This window comes from Salibacterium qingdaonense (assembly GCF_900114715.1).
GTDB lineage: Bacteria > Bacillota > Bacilli > Bacillales > Marinococcaceae > Salibacterium > Salibacterium qingdaonense.
In genome coordinates this window covers 1-15,601 of the sequence record NZ_FOTY01000045.1, presented here as the reverse complement: position 1 = coordinate 15,601, position 15,601 = coordinate 1, and the positions used below count along the sequence as shown (strand labels likewise).

The 15,601-nt window shown below is 35.3% G+C and carries 18 protein-coding genes and 1 pseudogene; 1 reads left to right on the top strand and 18 read right to left on the bottom strand.

Annotated elements, in window-relative coordinates; genetic code table 11:
* Positions 1–178, top strand: a 178-nt coding sequence (locus BM058_RS17170; RefSeq protein WP_177195543.1) for an ATP-binding protein, incomplete at its 5' end; no start/stop codon positions are given.
* On the opposite strand, the gene BM058_RS18065 is transcribed toward BM058_RS17170, so the two are convergent.
* The 18 genes and pseudogenes from BM058_RS18065 to BM058_RS18460 form a co-directional block, all read right to left on the bottom strand.
* Entirely contained in the window at positions 136–702 is a 567-nt protein-coding gene (locus BM058_RS18065) for a hypothetical protein (RefSeq protein ID WP_143083065.1), read from the bottom strand. The two genes, BM058_RS17170 and BM058_RS18065, sit on opposite strands and share 43 nt — an antisense overlap.
* Before the next feature lie 610 nt (positions 703–1,312).
* A complete protein-coding gene (locus BM058_RS17165; RefSeq protein WP_090928809.1) occupies positions 1,313–2,593 on the bottom strand; it encodes a phage portal protein in 1,281 nt (426 codons plus the stop codon).
* A 12-nt stretch (positions 2,594–2,605) separates the two neighbouring features.
* Entirely contained in the window at positions 2,606–4,183 is a 1,578-nt protein-coding gene (locus tag BM058_RS17160) for a terminase large subunit domain-containing protein (protein ID WP_090928806.1), read from the bottom strand.
* 89 nt (positions 4,184–4,272) lie between these two features.
* Positions 4,273–4,671, bottom strand: a complete 399-nt coding sequence (locus tag BM058_RS17155) for a hypothetical protein (RefSeq protein WP_090928803.1) — start codon at positions 4,669–4,671, stop codon at positions 4,273–4,275.
* Between the two features lie 5 nt (positions 4,672–4,676).
* Positions 4,677–4,862: a helix-turn-helix domain-containing protein gene (locus BM058_RS17150; RefSeq protein ID WP_177195622.1), complete on the bottom strand. Its 186-nt coding sequence runs from the start codon at positions 4,860–4,862 to the stop codon at positions 4,677–4,679.
* Between the two features lie 306 nt (positions 4,863–5,168).
* Entirely contained in the window at positions 5,169–6,035 is an 867-nt protein-coding gene (locus BM058_RS17145) for a DUF5309 domain-containing protein (RefSeq protein WP_090928797.1), read from the bottom strand.
* Positions 6,036–6,056: 21 nt separating this feature from the next.
* Complete coding sequence (locus BM058_RS17140) at positions 6,057–7,172, bottom strand: GLUG motif-containing protein (protein WP_090928794.1); 1,116 nt, start codon at positions 7,170–7,172, stop codon at positions 6,057–6,059.
* A 17-nt stretch (positions 7,173–7,189) separates the two neighbouring features.
* On the bottom strand, positions 7,190–7,648 hold the full coding sequence (locus tag BM058_RS17135) for a hypothetical protein (protein ID WP_090928790.1): 459 nt from the start codon (positions 7,646–7,648) through the stop codon (positions 7,190–7,192).
* 252 nt (positions 7,649–7,900) lie between these two features.
* Positions 7,901–9,157: a LuxR C-terminal-related transcriptional regulator gene (locus BM058_RS17130; protein ID WP_090928787.1), complete on the bottom strand. Its 1,257-nt coding sequence runs from the start codon at positions 9,155–9,157 to the stop codon at positions 7,901–7,903.
* Positions 9,158–9,453: 296 nt separating this feature from the next.
* Positions 9,454–10,461, bottom strand: coding sequence for a hypothetical protein (locus tag BM058_RS17125; protein WP_143083064.1), 1,008 nt, complete (start codon positions 10,459–10,461; stop codon positions 9,454–9,456).
* A 56-nt stretch (positions 10,462–10,517) separates the two neighbouring features.
* A complete protein-coding gene (locus BM058_RS17120) occupies positions 10,518–10,847 on the bottom strand; it encodes a hypothetical protein (protein WP_090928783.1) in 330 nt (109 codons plus the stop codon).
* Between the two features lie 491 nt (positions 10,848–11,338).
* Positions 11,339–11,986 (bottom strand): YkyB family protein, encoded by a 648-nt coding sequence (locus tag BM058_RS17115; RefSeq protein WP_090928781.1) that lies wholly within the window; start codon positions 11,984–11,986, stop codon positions 11,339–11,341.
* 116 nt (positions 11,987–12,102) lie between these two features.
* Positions 12,103–12,891: a hypothetical protein gene (locus BM058_RS17110; protein ID WP_090928778.1), complete on the bottom strand. Its 789-nt coding sequence runs from the start codon at positions 12,889–12,891 to the stop codon at positions 12,103–12,105.
* Between the two features lie 185 nt (positions 12,892–13,076).
* A complete protein-coding gene (locus BM058_RS17105) occupies positions 13,077–13,304 on the bottom strand; it encodes a hypothetical protein (RefSeq protein ID WP_090928775.1) in 228 nt (75 codons plus the stop codon).
* Positions 13,305–13,348: 44 nt separating this feature from the next.
* Positions 13,349–13,651, bottom strand: coding sequence for a hypothetical protein (locus BM058_RS17100; RefSeq protein WP_090928772.1), 303 nt, complete (start codon positions 13,649–13,651; stop codon positions 13,349–13,351).
* A gap of 14 nt (positions 13,652–13,665) precedes the next feature.
* A complete protein-coding gene (locus BM058_RS17095; RefSeq protein WP_090928769.1) occupies positions 13,666–14,685 on the bottom strand; it encodes a tyrosine-type recombinase/integrase in 1,020 nt (339 codons plus the stop codon).
* Positions 14,686–14,815: 130 nt separating this feature from the next.
* Positions 14,816–15,199 (bottom strand): iron-sulfur cluster insertion protein ErpA, encoded by a 384-nt coding sequence (erpA, locus tag BM058_RS17090; protein WP_281244720.1) that lies wholly within the window; start codon positions 15,197–15,199, stop codon positions 14,816–14,818.
* A 213-nt stretch (positions 15,200–15,412) separates the two neighbouring features.
* Positions 15,413–15,601 (bottom strand): annotated as a pseudogene (locus tag BM058_RS18460) (ISLre2 family transposase); the annotation flags it as partial.

Sequence of the window (15,601 nt, the reverse complement as noted above, 5' to 3'; positions counted from 1 at the left end):
CCAATTCGATATTGATGGATGGTATGAAAAGCTGGGAGACGGCACCTTGGCAGAAGCCATTCTAGACCGTATTGTCCATGATTCGTATGACATTTTTCTTGATGGAAAAGTATCCATGCGGGAACGTTTTGGCGTTCAACAAGAAAAGGAACAGGAAGAGAGCAACGCTCTCTTGTAGAAACAATAATGAAAAACGGGTGAAACCACAAAAATACTGGTTTCACCCGTTTTTTGAAAGTGGTAAAAAGCACCGCATAAAGTGGTACATTTATCCGCAAAAGGTGGTAAAAAAGATGGCATAAGTGGTAAAAGTCGTCCGCCGTACTCATTATTTTCTAATCTATATAAAATTACTTTCAACAATTTTTTGTATGCTAAATTTCCATCTTGATCTGAGGAAGCCGATAATTTAAGCATAGAAATTACTAAAATTGAATATGTTGTATAGCTTGCCAATCCTCGTTGAAAATAAGTAAAGAAGTTTTCTCCTGACTCCCAAAAAATAAAATTCCCATTTTCAATAAAACTTATAAAACTTATACCAATATATATCGCCATGTAAATCTCCATAACATAAACAATATATTGAATGATTTTTTTAGAAGCATAATTTCCCCTTAATGTTTTTATGACGTTTGTAAGCAGTACATATAGTATTAAAAGAGCTAATGGAAATGATAAAACCATGAAATAAGTTACCATATTTTCAACCTCTCAATATGTCGGAATATACAATCATTGAAATAACAACAAAGATGTTAATCATTCTATGCTAACTGCATGTGTTTTTCGATATGTATACCGGAAATTTTTCCATCTAGGGGGAATATACTTTCAAAATAATACATTATATTCATTCATTAAATCGAATAAAATAGTTGTATAAATGATACACAATCACATTAAGTATCATTTTAAATCCTTTCATATCAGTGTTTGATAGCACAAACGTACCTTTTGCATCGTATGCACTCTGGAAACACTGTCATATCAAGGTCAGCTTATATAGATATACCCAATCAAACTTGCATAAAATCATGTATATTATCCAGTAGTAACCTAAGATGGTTGCTGCTTATTTTACGTTTTGAACAGGAACAAATGTTTTATAATTGTTAAGTATATTGACTTTACAATAATGTGGTGATAGAAGGTATAAGAATACTGAATAGCTATTAAAATAACAGGTGTGTTAATTTCAATGTTACAATCTCATCACACATTTCCGTCATTCCTTACATTTCACCACAAATAAGAATGGTTATTATTTATTTATAAACCCTATTGGCTATACGCATTTTCACTACCTCAACTATCCACTATCATTTTCTCTGTTACTCTCTCTTTCTAGTCTATTCATCTCTTGCTGCTTATCCTTCACATATGGATTATTTTCAAGAATAGTCTCTGTACTTATCTTACCCATGTCATACAAACTCTGCATATTCTCGATAATTTCACTATGATTTCTAGGCTTCATAGTCTGGAATACCACATCCAATGTATCAAAGTCATCATCATTAAACGTAATACCCTGTAAGGCAAGTATATTCCTTATCTTTTGCCAGCGATCAAAGAACCCAGAACGCAGATACCTTTCATTAATTCCGGCTTTAATCTCACTTAGTGAATACATCATAGAAATACTAACTTCTGATAGATTAGATACATCAAGTTTCCCCATCAGAATAGCAGGTGTATGGCTTATATCCAGTAGACTATTCATCAGTTGTTTATAATCGGCTTCAAAGCCTTGTGTATCAAAGTTGTTGCTTGCAAAGAAGAAGTCTCCTCCATCATCAAGAGTAATACCACCACCAACCACATCTGAAGGTAGTCCTTCTCCTTTTAAGCGTTGACCTACACTAACAGGTATGCCAGCTAAATACTTGTAATAAGCATCCGTTGTTTTACTTATTATATCTTCCATATCATCAATAATGTTTATGTAATCTTCAAGGTCACTTCTAGGTTCATCCATATCATTTCTGTACACCACTGGAAGCCCTGACACATTGACATATTCCCCTGTTTTATGTAACTGTCCACCTTTATTATTGAACGTTTCAACCACATCAGGATAATAAACAGTATAATAGTCAATAGCATCATGGCAGTAAGCATATATAAAAGCCTGCAACTCATTTTCTCTGTTCATCACCGGATAGCTGTATTCAGGGTTTAATACTTTGCTTTTAATCTTACTGCCATCTTGATATATGTACTCATAGGCTTCACCATGTTTTATCAATGATTCCAGTATATCAAAGTCAACCTGATTAAACCTTCCTTGCTTGTATACTTTTTCAAACTCTTGAACCACATTTTCATTTCCTGAAAGAAATACACCATTTTTCAAAAGATAAGAAGTATGAAAATTCAGTATTGTCTTAGCATACTGCAATACAATCTTTCTTGGCTCAAACTCTTTACCGTTAAATTTCTCATTAGATCGGTATTTGATCTTGTGATTACCTTTTAGGTATTCTTCCATTTCTTCTATATTCTGTACTCTCATAGCATTTTCAGGCTCTCTTATGTAATCGACAAACCAATCTGATTTATAGTCATACTTCTCCAATATATCGTTCATACTATCACTCCTTTAAACATACCATTTCCCTTGTTTTTTCGCTTGTACAGCTAAAGCAGCACTAATTACAAGATCATCATGATTATCTCCTGCATTACCCATCTTGCCCCGGCTGTCACTTTCCACAAATATCTGCATTTGTTCTAATGTTTCTTTATTATGTAAAAGTATATGATTTAACTCGAAGGATTCCTTAAAGTCCTGAATCATAATTGCTTTATTCTGCTGTGTAGTCTGCCAGCCTAGCTGCAATTTCTTCTTTCCTTTTTGATCAAATATCTTCTGTTTAAGCATATTTGCGTAACCTTTATCCTGCCGTAGCCTTTCTATCAGCGGCAATCCTACATGATTCCGTTCGACAGCAAGGAAAGCATATCCATACCACTTACCCAAAGCATCAACAATATCAGCAAATTCATACACAGGCACTTTGTTACTCATAAACGTTGCCACTTCCTCATTTTCTTCATTAATTATAGTTATGGTACTAAAATCCGAACCTGAGCCTGTTGCAGTATCAACCCCGGCATAATGTTTCATGGACTTTTGTGGAAAATCATAAATAAAAAGCGACTTCCTTAAATACTTTTGCAGCACCTTCGGAATATCACTTTGCTTTACTTCTTTCATCGTTTTCGGTTCTTTGATATAGTCCATTCTCTGTAATATGTGCGACTGTGAGAACACTCCCACGTGAGAAGAAACAAATGATTGCATGTAGTGTGCTGGATACTCCTGAGCAAACTCATCTTCTGTCATATCCATTAGTAAATAACGCCGAAACATCAAAAACCTTAAATTAGCCCCCAACTCTTGAAGTTGTTTTTCATCTTCTTCTAAATCTTTTTTCCGCAAGCGATCACCGTAGTAAGATAAGTGCCATCTTTCAGCTTCATCTAAAATACTTTTAAATTGCTTACTTAAACCACTGCTAAAAAAGGGATAAAAGAATGCTTGATACTTACTGTTTCCTTTCCATGCTGTCTTAAATAGTCTGTAATAAAAGTTCCCTATGCCGTTGGAGGTAGATTCAATTACCACCTTGCTGCTTTCGTTTTTGGCAAGGGATTGCTCGCAGGACAATAATACCTTTTCCTGATTGCTATAGAACGCAAATTCTGAAAGCAAAATGTATTGGAAGGTGCTTCCACGTCCTACATCTTTATTCCCTGCCACCTGACAAGTGATTCTACTTCCGTTTGAAAGCAACAACTCATTTCGGTTTTCCCTGTGAACGCTCGCAAAATAATTCTTGTACTTATTCTTTGGGAGCATTCTGTTCATGCTCTTCACCTTTTCAAACAATGCACTGGAAGAATCATTTTTGTAACTCAATATCAAATAGTTTGAGTTAGGGTTAGTATGTGCCTGAAATAAACAATAAGCTAAACTAAGAGTTGAAAAACCAATTTGGCGACTTTTGCTTATGATATTAAACTTCCCCATTTTAGTTAGAAACTCGTCCTGCTGCTCATTCAGCTTAAACTTAATCAAGTCGTTTTTATTGTCTGCAATATGTACAAAATTCTCTATCCACAATTTACGATTATGTTTTATCTTCTCCAATTTATTTTCAGTAGTCATTCCCATACACTTTTTCACCTCTCTCATTTCAAATTTTCTCTATAGTACCCCGGTTAATTAAAACTAATTTTGTTGTATGCTTTCTCAGCTACACTTTAAATAGTTAAGCCGTCATCTTCATTTTTATCTTTACTATCCTTCGGCTGCCGAAACAAATCCTCTGCAACTTGAGCCGATTGATCAATCTCTTTCTTTATTTTAAGCAGCGTATCAATCGCCTTACTGTCTCCTTCTTTTGCTTTGTCAGAAACTGTTTTATATACCTTTTCAATGTCATGAATCACTTTCATTTTCATCAGAATAGAAAGCAGTGCCTGATACTCATTGGAATTTTCCCATTTGATATAAGGATTCATTGTTTTAGCTTCAACCGATTTTAAAAACTGCTGTTCTGTCTTTTTCTGTCGTGTTTTGTCAAATTCTAAGTCATGCTTCCATAGAAAATACATTCTTTTTTTCAACGGAACATGCTGTAAAGCATCATATATGTTCATTTTCATCATCTCCTATTATCGTTGTTATTAATGTAGTAAATATATTTACGATAGTTCTCATCTTTTAGCCTAGATACTCCCTTTTCATGCTGTGATAGTGCAGAAACACTAACACCAATCGCTTTCCCAATTTCTGAGAGTGTTATATTTCTTTCTTTCCTTTCAATCATGTGTGTATGACGTTCTTTCATTTTCATCCTCCTTCCACTTCAAATTTTCATTTTCATTTCAAAAAAAAGCACCGGGATTAGTACCCCCGATGCTTGTTAAACAATTTAAAAGATATATTGCAAAATTTAAGTCATTATGAGTTGCCAATGGTTTTATACGCTTGTTTATGGATTTATCGGTAAAAAATCAAAAATACCGCATGATTTCTAGGAGCAACGTTCTGTTTACACTCTCTGAGAATACAAAATCATGGAAGTTTCTTCTCAGAAGAGTTTATTCATCACTCGATTTCAGACACCCCCTAAAAGTGGTAATGTGAGGATTAATTAAGCGGAGGTGTCAACGTGAAGGGCGGCAATTGCATCTTTTGACTTCAGTTTTAGTGTACCCTCAGCGATTACATGTCCTTTTCTGTTATCCCCATTTTTTGCTAGTTGCTCAAAACGTGGAGCACGAAGGTAAGGAACACTCATCATTTGAGGATCAAATACAAAGATTTTCTCCGGGTTCACATGGCGACTTAAATGAATGTCTACCATTCCATAGTTGGTCTGCACTCGATTGACCACTAGCCCAAATTCATTTTCTTTTGCCTGATAGTAATACTGATCACTATAAAAACTATCCAGTTGCTCTTTAAGATCAGCGTTTACAAAAGCAACATAGTTACCGGAATTTCCAGCATCCCATAGTTTTTTAATCGTATTCTTGAAGTTATCCTTATTCATAGCACCTGTTACTGTCATATCGGTTTCAACCCATTCTTCCAAACCTCTCAGCTTACGGATACCATCGGTAGAACCATCGTCATATGTACTATTAAATAATTGATTTTCCATGTTAATTTTCAACTCAGTAAGACGGTCATTAATTTCTTCACTAAAGATGTTTGAAATACCAGTCACATCAGTGGATTCAAGTGTTCCACTTACAGATGCTGCTTTCTTAAATATACTGCAAACATTGGACATTTGCGGTCTGCTTGATTGCTGGAATGTTGTTGTCTCTGCACCTTCCTCCTGAAAAATATCAGAAGTGCTGTCAAGTTTCTTTTCACGCCAATCGACTGTAGGAGCATGAGCACTCTCAGCAGCCAGCATTGTTGTGAGTGGTGTTTGAGTTGGAGCAACCAGCGCAATCTCCCGGCTCAAATCCAAAATTTCATTATCATTCATGTCTGTTGTTTTAATCATATGTATCATACCTTTCTAAATTTAATTTTCCGTATTAATTGATGCGTTTTTTATTTTCATTTTTGACAGATCAAGTTTTTGAGAATAGATATTACTATTGTCAGGGTCTTGCTTCATTTCATATGTTTTTTTATCGTAAAGCGTTTTGAAGTCAACATTATTAACCTCTTCACCTTTAATACCGTGTTTATCAAAATCCTCTTTGTTCAAAAATTCTTTGTTTAAGTATGTAATATTTTTTTCCTCGTTAATTGAAGGAACAATAAATTCATTTTCTGCTTTAAATATTACAGAGCCAAATGAGTAATCAAACCATAACTTTGGATACTCTCCATTTTTTAATATCCATACCTGCTTCCCATCTTCCGTTTTTTCTTCATCCCAACCTGCATCAATAAATGTTTGTGGGTCTTGCATTTTGGAAGTAGTTAATCCAATTCCACCTGCGGAAGTTGGTTGGGTTGAAGTCTTAGTATCCCAAAAAGAGTTATATATTACTGAGTTAGCTGAAGCATCACTGCCAATTAAACCACCGTAATCACTTTCACCCTGAACTTTTCCGGTAGAGTACGAATTATAAATCTCAGGCTGTTCGCCATAATTTCTACCGATTAAACCACCAATATAATTTGATCCATTAACCTCACAAAATGAAAAACTATTTTCAATGGTGGAAGAATCGTTATATCCAACTAATCCCCCTATAACCTCTCCTTCATTAATTTTGCCATTGGAAAATGAATTCGCAATTTTTGATCCGTTCTCTTGATTACCTACAATAATCCCGGCATAATTTACGTTTAGTAAATTAACATTGGTTACTTTTAAACCTTCAATTGTTGAACCATTTGTAAAACCGAATAGACCAAATCTCTGTTTATACTCAGTTTTTTCTATGAACAGTTTTTTTATTTCAAAGCCTTGACCATGTAAAGTACCTTTAAAAGCATTATCGTAGTCACCAATAGGATTCCAGCCTTCACCTTCATTATAAGGAGATACATCTAAATCAATATCGTTAATCAGCTCATAATACGCCGTCAAATCATTACGAACAGCGTCTAAATCATGAGCATCTTCAATTTGATATGGATTAGATTCACTTCCATTTCCACCTGCAAAATTTCCGTTTGCCATTCAATCACCTCCCTTCCTTATTGAAAAAATTTGTTCAGCTTGCTTGCGATCATACCCTGACTATCTTTCTGCTTCTCAGCGGTAGAATATTCATCTTGCTTTGCGTGATCCTCCGGCACATAAGAGTTATCCAGTTTGCGCTTATTGACCACTGCTTCAAGCTGCTCAATCTGACTGTCTAATTCATCTTTTGAATTGACCTGAACAATATCAGCAAAGTCATCCAGTCCTTTTTCTTTTAAGGTCAACTGCACTTCCTTTTGAAAAAGTTCTTTTTCTCTTTGTGCTAATTGATCAGCCTGATTGTTCCCCTTCTTTGAATCATCGACTTTAGCAGTCTCATCAGTAGAAGTATCCTGTTCCTGTTGCTGCTGATTACTTGTATCTTGATTTTCAGTACCATTTTCCTTTTCATTTTCCATATTCACACCTCCTTCATTCTGATCAAGATTATTCTGTTGCTGTTGTTCTTCCATAAACCATTCTCCTTTCATTCATTCTTATATATTCATAATATTGCGAATATAAAATACAAAAATAAGTTTAAATTTTCACTTTTACAGCAAAAAAGAGAGAGTGAGCAATAAGCCCACTCTCATCAATCCATCCATTTAATAAAATGATGAAAAAGCTAAAAAATATATTAGGAAGTGAGAGTAAGAATTGTACAATGACAATCGCTAAACTTCACAAAGGTGAGAGGGGGATTATCCCCTCTACTTTATATATCAGTTAATTCTTAGGTTCAATTTTCCATTTTCTGCATCGTACTTATAAGGACTTTTAACCTTATACTTATTATCACTGTTAGTCTTGTTAGGCTGGTTAATCTTGATATTCTTCACTCGCCCATATCCTAAATCATGAAACTCTTTAATTCGTTTTTCCACTTTATCTTCTTTTTCCTCTTTGATACTTTCATTTTCTTCATTTTTCTCTGTATTCTTAACTGCATGATGCCAATATTTATGTATATTCTTTTCACATTCATCAATATACTTTCTGAACGCCTTAATAATCCGGTCAAGCATTCTCTGTTCTTCACGTTCAGAAGTTATTTTTGATTCTTTGCCCTGTATGTAATCAATAAGCATCTGAACCTGATAGCCTTTCATGTGATTGTACAGTACATCCAGCACCGTTGTATAAGTATTATAATCGTATAAATGCTTTTTCAAAAATTCCATTATGTAATCAAAGTAATCAAAGTCTTTTCCTGCTGCTTTCTGAAGGTGATCATAATAACTAATAAAGGTATGTATAGTCTGATATGTTCCTTCATTATGCAGACTTTTAACTGATCGAAACGCTAGATATTCTTCTTTGATTTTATCTTCAATTTTACTTACATGCTCACTCACTGTACCTTCTTTGACACTCAGCTTTTCAGCTATCTCTTTCTGATTGTAGCCATGCTGCAACAGTGAATATAATTGAAAACGTTTCTCAGTTAGTATATTCTGAATGCCGCCTATATGTTTCAGAAAGTCCTGATATGATCCAGTATCTTCAGCTTGCATCCAATAAGTATAAGTATATTTATCAAAACGGCTTTTTTCATTTTCACTGTTCTCTTGCCCGGTATAGTCATCTTCAGAATTAAATAGCTGTTCTGATTCTTCATCGAAGTTATGATAATTTATTTTATCGTCATATAGCCGCCAATATAGGCTTTCTGCAAAATAACTTATTAGTTGCTGTGGGGTCTTTGTGGTATCAACCTTCTCAAAGAGTTCCACTAAGTGATATTGAAAATGATCATCTATGTCCTTGCGATCAACTTGATTCTTGTAATTTTTTATGATTTCCCAATATATATTTTGGAGTTTTTTATCTTTAAACTTAAAGTATTTCATATGATCTTTTCCTTCAATTTCCGTTCGGTACTCTTCTTTTATATCATGTCCAATCAGTTCTTTTAAAACATCCTTATTACCTGCTTGATACTCAACAACATAGTCCTTTAGTGTATAAAATTCTTTCATATATAATCCTCCGTTTTTTTCGATTTTTTAGGTTGATGATTACGTTTGTTTGCATCATCTTTTTTCGCTCCTTTTTTGTACTTTATTTTTTATATATTGTGGGGGCAGACTGTCGCTTTCCCCTTCGCTTCGCTCAGTTCAGGGGAAAGGAACAGTCCTGCATCCGCCCCCACACCCCGGATGGTTAAGTCTGATATGGTGGGATTTTGATAGAGTTATTGTAAAAATAATACTGTTTCAAATATCCTATAGAACTATATTATTAAACCAATAGGATATCTAAGAATGTATTATTTTTATACATCATCCTCATCGTTTAGATATTTATATCTGATTTCGTTTGCTATATCCCTACTGTGTTGTGGAATAGTACCTGCAACAAGATCATTCATTTTATTCTCGTAATCAAATCTGCGCCTTGTTTTCTCCATTTTTCCACCTTTTTTTCTTTTTCGTTTCTTAGCATTAATAATAAGTTTTTCTCTCACAGTATTATTCAGGAATATAAGATATTCGTTTACTTCTTCCTCTTCCAGAATCCAATCCAACATCTTCTGGTATTCTCTCTCTATGTATTTTTCAGAAATAATAATATCATAGGCTTGGTAATAAAATGTAACACCCACATGACGCTGTACTCTATTTTCTATTTGCTCTTTAAATTTTTTCCATTTCGCTGATTCTCTCACATGATTGATCTCTTCAAATCCCATTTCATCTAACAGCTCTCTTTCTAACTCCAGAATATTCTTAACTTCTTCAGTGGTAGCTTCTCTATGACTACCGTCATATACCATGATAATTTGTTGGTAATGTATGAGTGACTTTTTAGAAAGCTGATTTAATGCGGTATTAAGTTTTTGATGAAGCATATTTCTTGTTGTAGAGAAATAATCGTACACAATATGTCTATCTATATTAAGGTGTTCGGCTGTCGCCTTCACATATTCTGAACAAAAAGAAAAATTGCTGTTAATCGCATGCATGTCCATAAGGATTCTGTTTTTTGTTTTTTTGATTTGATGGTTATTTTTACTTGCTAACATATGTAAAAGTAATGTCTTTATTGTGTCTGAAAAAACCGTATTGTTATTTCTACTTCCCTCTGATTTCCCTCTGCCATCCTCTTTAGGTAAAGGTTCATCGTATATCTCATCAATGATAATCTGATGACCTTCTTTGTGATATGCTATGTATCGTTCTAATTCCTTTATTTGTGCTTTTTTACTGTTATCACGTTTTATCTCCATCTCCAACTCAGCACACAATGCTTTATAGTTTTTAATCGTTTGTCCTTCATGCAAGTTCCCAATCTTCATTCATATATCAAAACCTTTCACTTTATTGAAAATTTATTATTTCATTCATTTTTTATAGCATTTTTTGCATACTGCAAATAATCTTCCTCCAAACCATTTTCAGCAATATAATTTGCAGCTGTGTTATTTATGGCAGCTAATGCCTGATAATCTTCACCTAATTGTTTATACTTATCAGTTACTTCTTTCAAATTATCTTTTAATTTTTTATTTAAGTGAAAAGTTTCTTTATGCTGATTGAGCCACATATATTGATCATCCATAAATAACTGCTGTATTTCCTCGTGATCTAGTTCTTCAATTAAACCTTGCAATCTTCTGTTTGTTGCTCCATGCATAGCTTCATTCATAATACTTTGATTAATATCCATTATAATTCCTCCAATTGTTAATTTTAAAAGTATTCCCACTTGTCCATATGTACAAATTACATCGCTTGTATTAGCAGCACTTTTACATTAATCTCACCTCCTTTATAAAATGAAATTTAAATTAATAGTTGACTTTTAACGTTTCCGGATGTAAATTATATATAGGCTCACTAATTGTACTATGTATTTCTCTATTATAATTTAAATACTGATGAAACTATTATATCATGAGGAGCAAAGTATGTCAAACATTCTTTGCTTATTTCTATGAAATTTTTTAATTCCTCTATTTTGGTAGTCTTGTGACGGACTACCAAATACCTCACACAAAGCCATACAATCCATTCTCATAGATTCTATTCATTTGATGACCTATAGGTCTATATTGGTATAGATAACTATATAAAAAGCACACAATGGCAATGTGACGGATTGTGATGGATATATTAGGTTGTGGTTGTATGTAAGCAGATGCTAAAAAGCACCTGTTATTAAGCTAACTGTTCCTCGTTCGATCCATAACCTGAATATTCTTCTAACAGTTTAATAGCTTCGTTGTATTTCATATCTACTTTTTTGCTCTCAGCAGATATCTTTGCAATGTTACCTAGCTCTGGATACTTCTTTGCTTTATCTTCATCACAAGGTACATGAAATGTGAAATTGCTCAATTTGTACATTAATAAATGATTTTCATCTTGCTGAGTGTGATAACCGACTATTTCAATTCGATTGTCACTTTTAAGTTTTTTTATAACTTCGTCTTTAAGATCATATAGATAATATTGTCTGGACTTGGAGCGACTAACTACACCATGATTCCCTCTGGAATAATTATCGCTTTTGGTATCTCTGCTAATCTTCGCAGATTTGTTAATAACGTATAAGGCTTTAGCGATATTACTATCAGTAGATTCAAAATTCCTAATATTAAGTTTTCTCTGCTTGATTTCCTTGCAATTATCTATATGATAAAGATTAAAGTATTTCCAACCTTGTCGTGTCTGAACATGAATATTTGATTCTGGCTGACCTTCATCAATTGGTTTTAGTCTGTAGTCTCTTTTAAGTGTCGTTTTTGTATAATACCCTTCTGGAATGTCGTTCCAACCTTTGTAAGTTACAAATTCATTATGCAATTACGTCTTTACCTCCTTTAAAAATATATAAATTGTTTTGTTTTTCCAGTCTACAATGAAAGGTCAAAGATAGTCAAGGTCAAAACTGACCATTTGACGTTTATTATTTCCATTTCTTAACCAAACATCTCCCAGAAATCATCACAATGCTGTGGGCTGAAATGATGCTCTGGTGCTTTTGGTGATTGTTCAGGTGTATTTGTATCTTCTATTGGACTATCAAGCCAATTCACAGCCGGATATTGCGGTAGTTCTTCTTTTGTGCGTTGAATCTGGGAATATTCCTGACGGCGCTCTATATCTTCATACTCTTTGAGTACAGTATTCATCACTTTTTCAAGATAACTAGAGCCGTACTGTACGGATTTGTCCTGAATTTTGTACTTAAAGAGTTGATATAATCTATCATCGTCAACTCTTTTATATTTTTCTTGTTTTAAAGATTCTAAGGGAACAGATTCAACATCAGATTTTGACTGTTCTTGATTGCTGTTGTCGTTGTTTGATAGATTGTGACGGTCTGCAATTTGCGGTCTGCAATTTTGAAATAAATATTTTGTAGCCGGGAGAATAACAATGACATTGCTACTATTTCCTCCACTCTTAGACCTCATTACAGCTTTTCTTGAAATGATCCCTTTGGATTCTAAAGACGATAAGGCATAACCTACCATACGAGCACTTTTATTAATCTGTTTAGCGATATTTTTCACTTTGTACCATGAGCAGCCTATATGTTCTAAAGACTTCTGAGCAAGAAAGGTAAGTATATTCCGTTCTGACTGGTTCATGTGTACGCTTTTAAATATTACTGAGACGTTATCATTTAATTGATCTATATTGCTGTAGAAGTTGATTTTTTGAGCTTCTAAAAGGTGTGCATTTGATTTAACCTTCTCGGACATACAAAAATACCTCACTTTCTGTTTAAGAACACTTGTTCGATTTATTCCAAACAGAAAGCGAGGTACTTAATCATTGCAAAAATCAATAATGTAAAATATAATTTAAGTACAAGTTAGGTGCTTTCTGTTTGGATTGCACATGTAGGAGTGAGAGTGTTGGCGCACTTTCACTCCTTTTTATTTGGTTAATCTTCGTACACTCGTTCTATTTTTACTTCATGGTCATGAATCGTAAGATGAAACTTGTTACCTGCAATATCAGTTACTATTACTTCAATGTGTTCGATGTTTAGTTCATTCAAAAGATACTCCGCAGTCATTTTCAGCTTTTCATTCTCGTTCTTTTTAAAATCAAAGCTAAAAGGTAATTTAAGTGTTCCGAACGCTGTCGCTGTTTTTGCTGCTGTTTTCATTTTAAAAACTCCTTTTTGTTGATTTAATTTAAAGACCAATGTCCTTATTTCACTTCATGGATAGGCTTCACACGGCAATACACTCCGGCATATAAGGAATGAATTGGATTGCCCTGCTCGTCCTTTTGTGTGGTTTGCAGAGCACCCTTGCAAGTGACTGTGATGTATTTATGATTTCTAACTTGAATAAAGTGTTCATCGTCTGACAAGGGGATATAAAAGGTATCCCCTGCCCATTCGTGTTCCAATTCAACTGTTTGAGTTTGCAAGTTTACGATGAGATTCCCAGTCATGAATCCATCAAAACGGTCTATGGTTTCTTTTAGGCTCTCAGCAAGCAAGTCCATTTTAGTAACCTCCTTTAATAGCCTTTCCGATGCTTAAATTTAGAAATAGGGGAATACTCGTCATGGCTTGACCGCATATCTTCAACATCCATTTGAATATAACGGCGCATTGTACGCATATCACTCCACCCACCAATTTTTTGTAAGGTGAAAGGATCACAACCATTGCGGATCATATTGACAGCCCATGTATGCCTGTACACGTGCGCTGTTACCTTCTTGTCTATCACTCCGGCTAGTTCAGCATAGTATTTAAGACGTTTATTGAAGTGATTAGCTTTGATCGGCTCACCATAGCTGGACAAAAAGAGCCTGTCTGTTTTAAACTCCGTTTTGTTTTCAGTGATAAGCTGAAGCACCCATTTACTAACGTGGGATGAAAAAGGAACAAGTCTGTTGACTCTGCTTTTGTTCTGCTCTCCGGCTAATTCTATAAATCGGGTAGTAAAATCAAAATCTCCGGCTCTCAGACTTAATAATTCATTCACTCTCAATCCGCAATCAAGCAGTACGTTCATGGCTACAAAATCCCTAAATCCCACATAATCACGAAGATTAGGCTGCTTTAGTATCTCCTTTGCTTCATCGTCCGTAAGCGCACCTCTTAAATCATTTTCATCCTGCTTAATCAGCTTCACTCGATCCATTGGATTTACTTCAAGTAACTCTTCACGTTCTAAATAGTTAAACACAGCCCTTAGACACCTTAAATTGATATTTATTGTCGTGACGGATAAACCTATACCTTGATCATTTGTGATGTATTTGTGTCCTCCGTATTTTTGTTTGTCATACCTCATCCAATGGATATAGTTGCGGATCATATCTGTTGTAATCTCAGACACATGTTCAATCTTATAGTTTTCCTGTAGCCAATTTTGAAAATAGCCCCACATCTTAATGTAGTCTAAAAGTGTTCGCTCTCTCAGTCCTTCTGTTCGCTTTCCTGAGACAACCATATCGACAGCTTGTTCTAACGTTAATTCCGGTACATTACTTACTGCCACTCTGCGTTTTCTCTTTTTTAACGACAAAAAACCCCTCCTAACGAAATGTTTTTCCGCTAGAAGGGGTTTGAATCATAACCCTATATATCAAATTTAAGGGTTGTTAATACTCACCTTAAAAATGATGGTTTGTCGTGTTTTTTCGCTCGCTCAATGATCAGCAGTCTTCCGGCGCACCAGTTCTGGTAGCCGCTTTAAACGAGCTTCCGCACCCGCAGTTGGCGATGGCGTTCGGGTTGTCGATGGTAAAACCGCCGCCCATCATGTTCTGTTTATAGTCAATAACCACGCCTTCGAGAACATCTGCATCTTCCTTGTTTACAAGCACTTCGAGACCATTCTGCTCCAGCTTGTGGTCTTTTTCATCTACTTCTGTATCAAAGCCGAGCCCGTAGGAGAGACCGGAACAGCCTCCGCCCTTCACGCCGACACGAAGTTTCAAGTTCGGATCTTCTTCTTCCTCTTTCATTTTCTTAACCTGCGCTGCAGCGGATTCTGTAATAGTAATCATACCCTGTACCTCCTTTTCCTGTACATTGATGATTGTATCAGGAGTTTGTTTCAGTATATCGTTTTTGAGAGCAGGAATCAAACAACCTGCCAATGTCGTATGCGTCAAGTTTTTCTCGGTAGCTCTGAAAGACGGCGGCTTCCAGCCCTTTATCGTTGTACACCGTGAATCTCCTACCGCGCTCCGCTTGGTGGCCTCGTTGTATGCCCCGTTTTCTGGCGAAAACAGGCCATACAACGAGGTCTACGAAAGGCTTTTGACCATGTGCCCCATCGCTGTGGAATGAGCGGTGTGCAGCGCTATGGTTCCGGATATCACTCCGTTGGATTCGCGAACCGGATCTCGAAGAATGTCGGTCATTCGCACCATGCGGGCCCATTGGCGCTGCTGTCTCACCGATCGTGGCTGATACCGGTTCAGGTACGCCGCCCG

Coding starts and splice junctions, on each gene's coding strand:
- BM058_RS18065 (WP_143083065.1), bottom strand. CDS start 702: ATGGTAACTTATTTCATGGTTTTATCATTTCCATTAGCTCTTTTAATA.
- BM058_RS17165 (WP_090928809.1), bottom strand. CDS start 2,593: ATGAACGATATATTGGAGAAGTATGACTATAAATCAGATTGGTTTGTC.
- BM058_RS17160 (WP_090928806.1), bottom strand. CDS start 4,183: ATGGGAATGACTACTGAAAATAAATTGGAGAAGATAAAACATAATCGT.
- BM058_RS17155 (WP_090928803.1), bottom strand. CDS start 4,671: ATGAACATATATGATGCTTTACAGCATGTTCCGTTGAAAAAAAGAATG.
- BM058_RS17150 (WP_177195622.1), bottom strand. CDS start 4,862: ATGAAAGAACGTCATACACACATGATTGAAAGGAAAGAAAGAAATATA.
- BM058_RS17145 (WP_090928797.1), bottom strand. CDS start 6,035: ATGATTAAAACAACAGACATGAATGATAATGAAATTTTGGATTTGAGC.
- BM058_RS17140 (WP_090928794.1), bottom strand. CDS start 7,172: ATGGCAAACGGAAATTTTGCAGGTGGAAATGGAAGTGAATCTAATCCA.
- BM058_RS17135 (WP_090928790.1), bottom strand. CDS start 7,648: ATGGAAGAACAACAGCAACAGAATAATCTTGATCAGAATGAAGGAGGT.
- BM058_RS17130 (WP_090928787.1), bottom strand. CDS start 9,157: ATGAAAGAATTTTATACACTAAAGGACTATGTTGTTGAGTATCAAGCA.
- BM058_RS17120 (WP_090928783.1), bottom strand. CDS start 10,847: ATGGATATTAATCAAAGTATTATGAATGAAGCTATGCATGGAGCAACA.
- BM058_RS17110 (WP_090928778.1), bottom strand. CDS start 12,891: ATGTCCGAGAAGGTTAAATCAAATGCACACCTTTTAGAAGCTCAAAAA.
- BM058_RS17105 (WP_090928775.1), bottom strand. CDS start 13,304: ATGAAAACAGCAGCAAAAACAGCGACAGCGTTCGGAACACTTAAATTA.
- BM058_RS17100 (WP_090928772.1), bottom strand. CDS start 13,651: ATGGACTTGCTTGCTGAGAGCCTAAAAGAAACCATAGACCGTTTTGAT.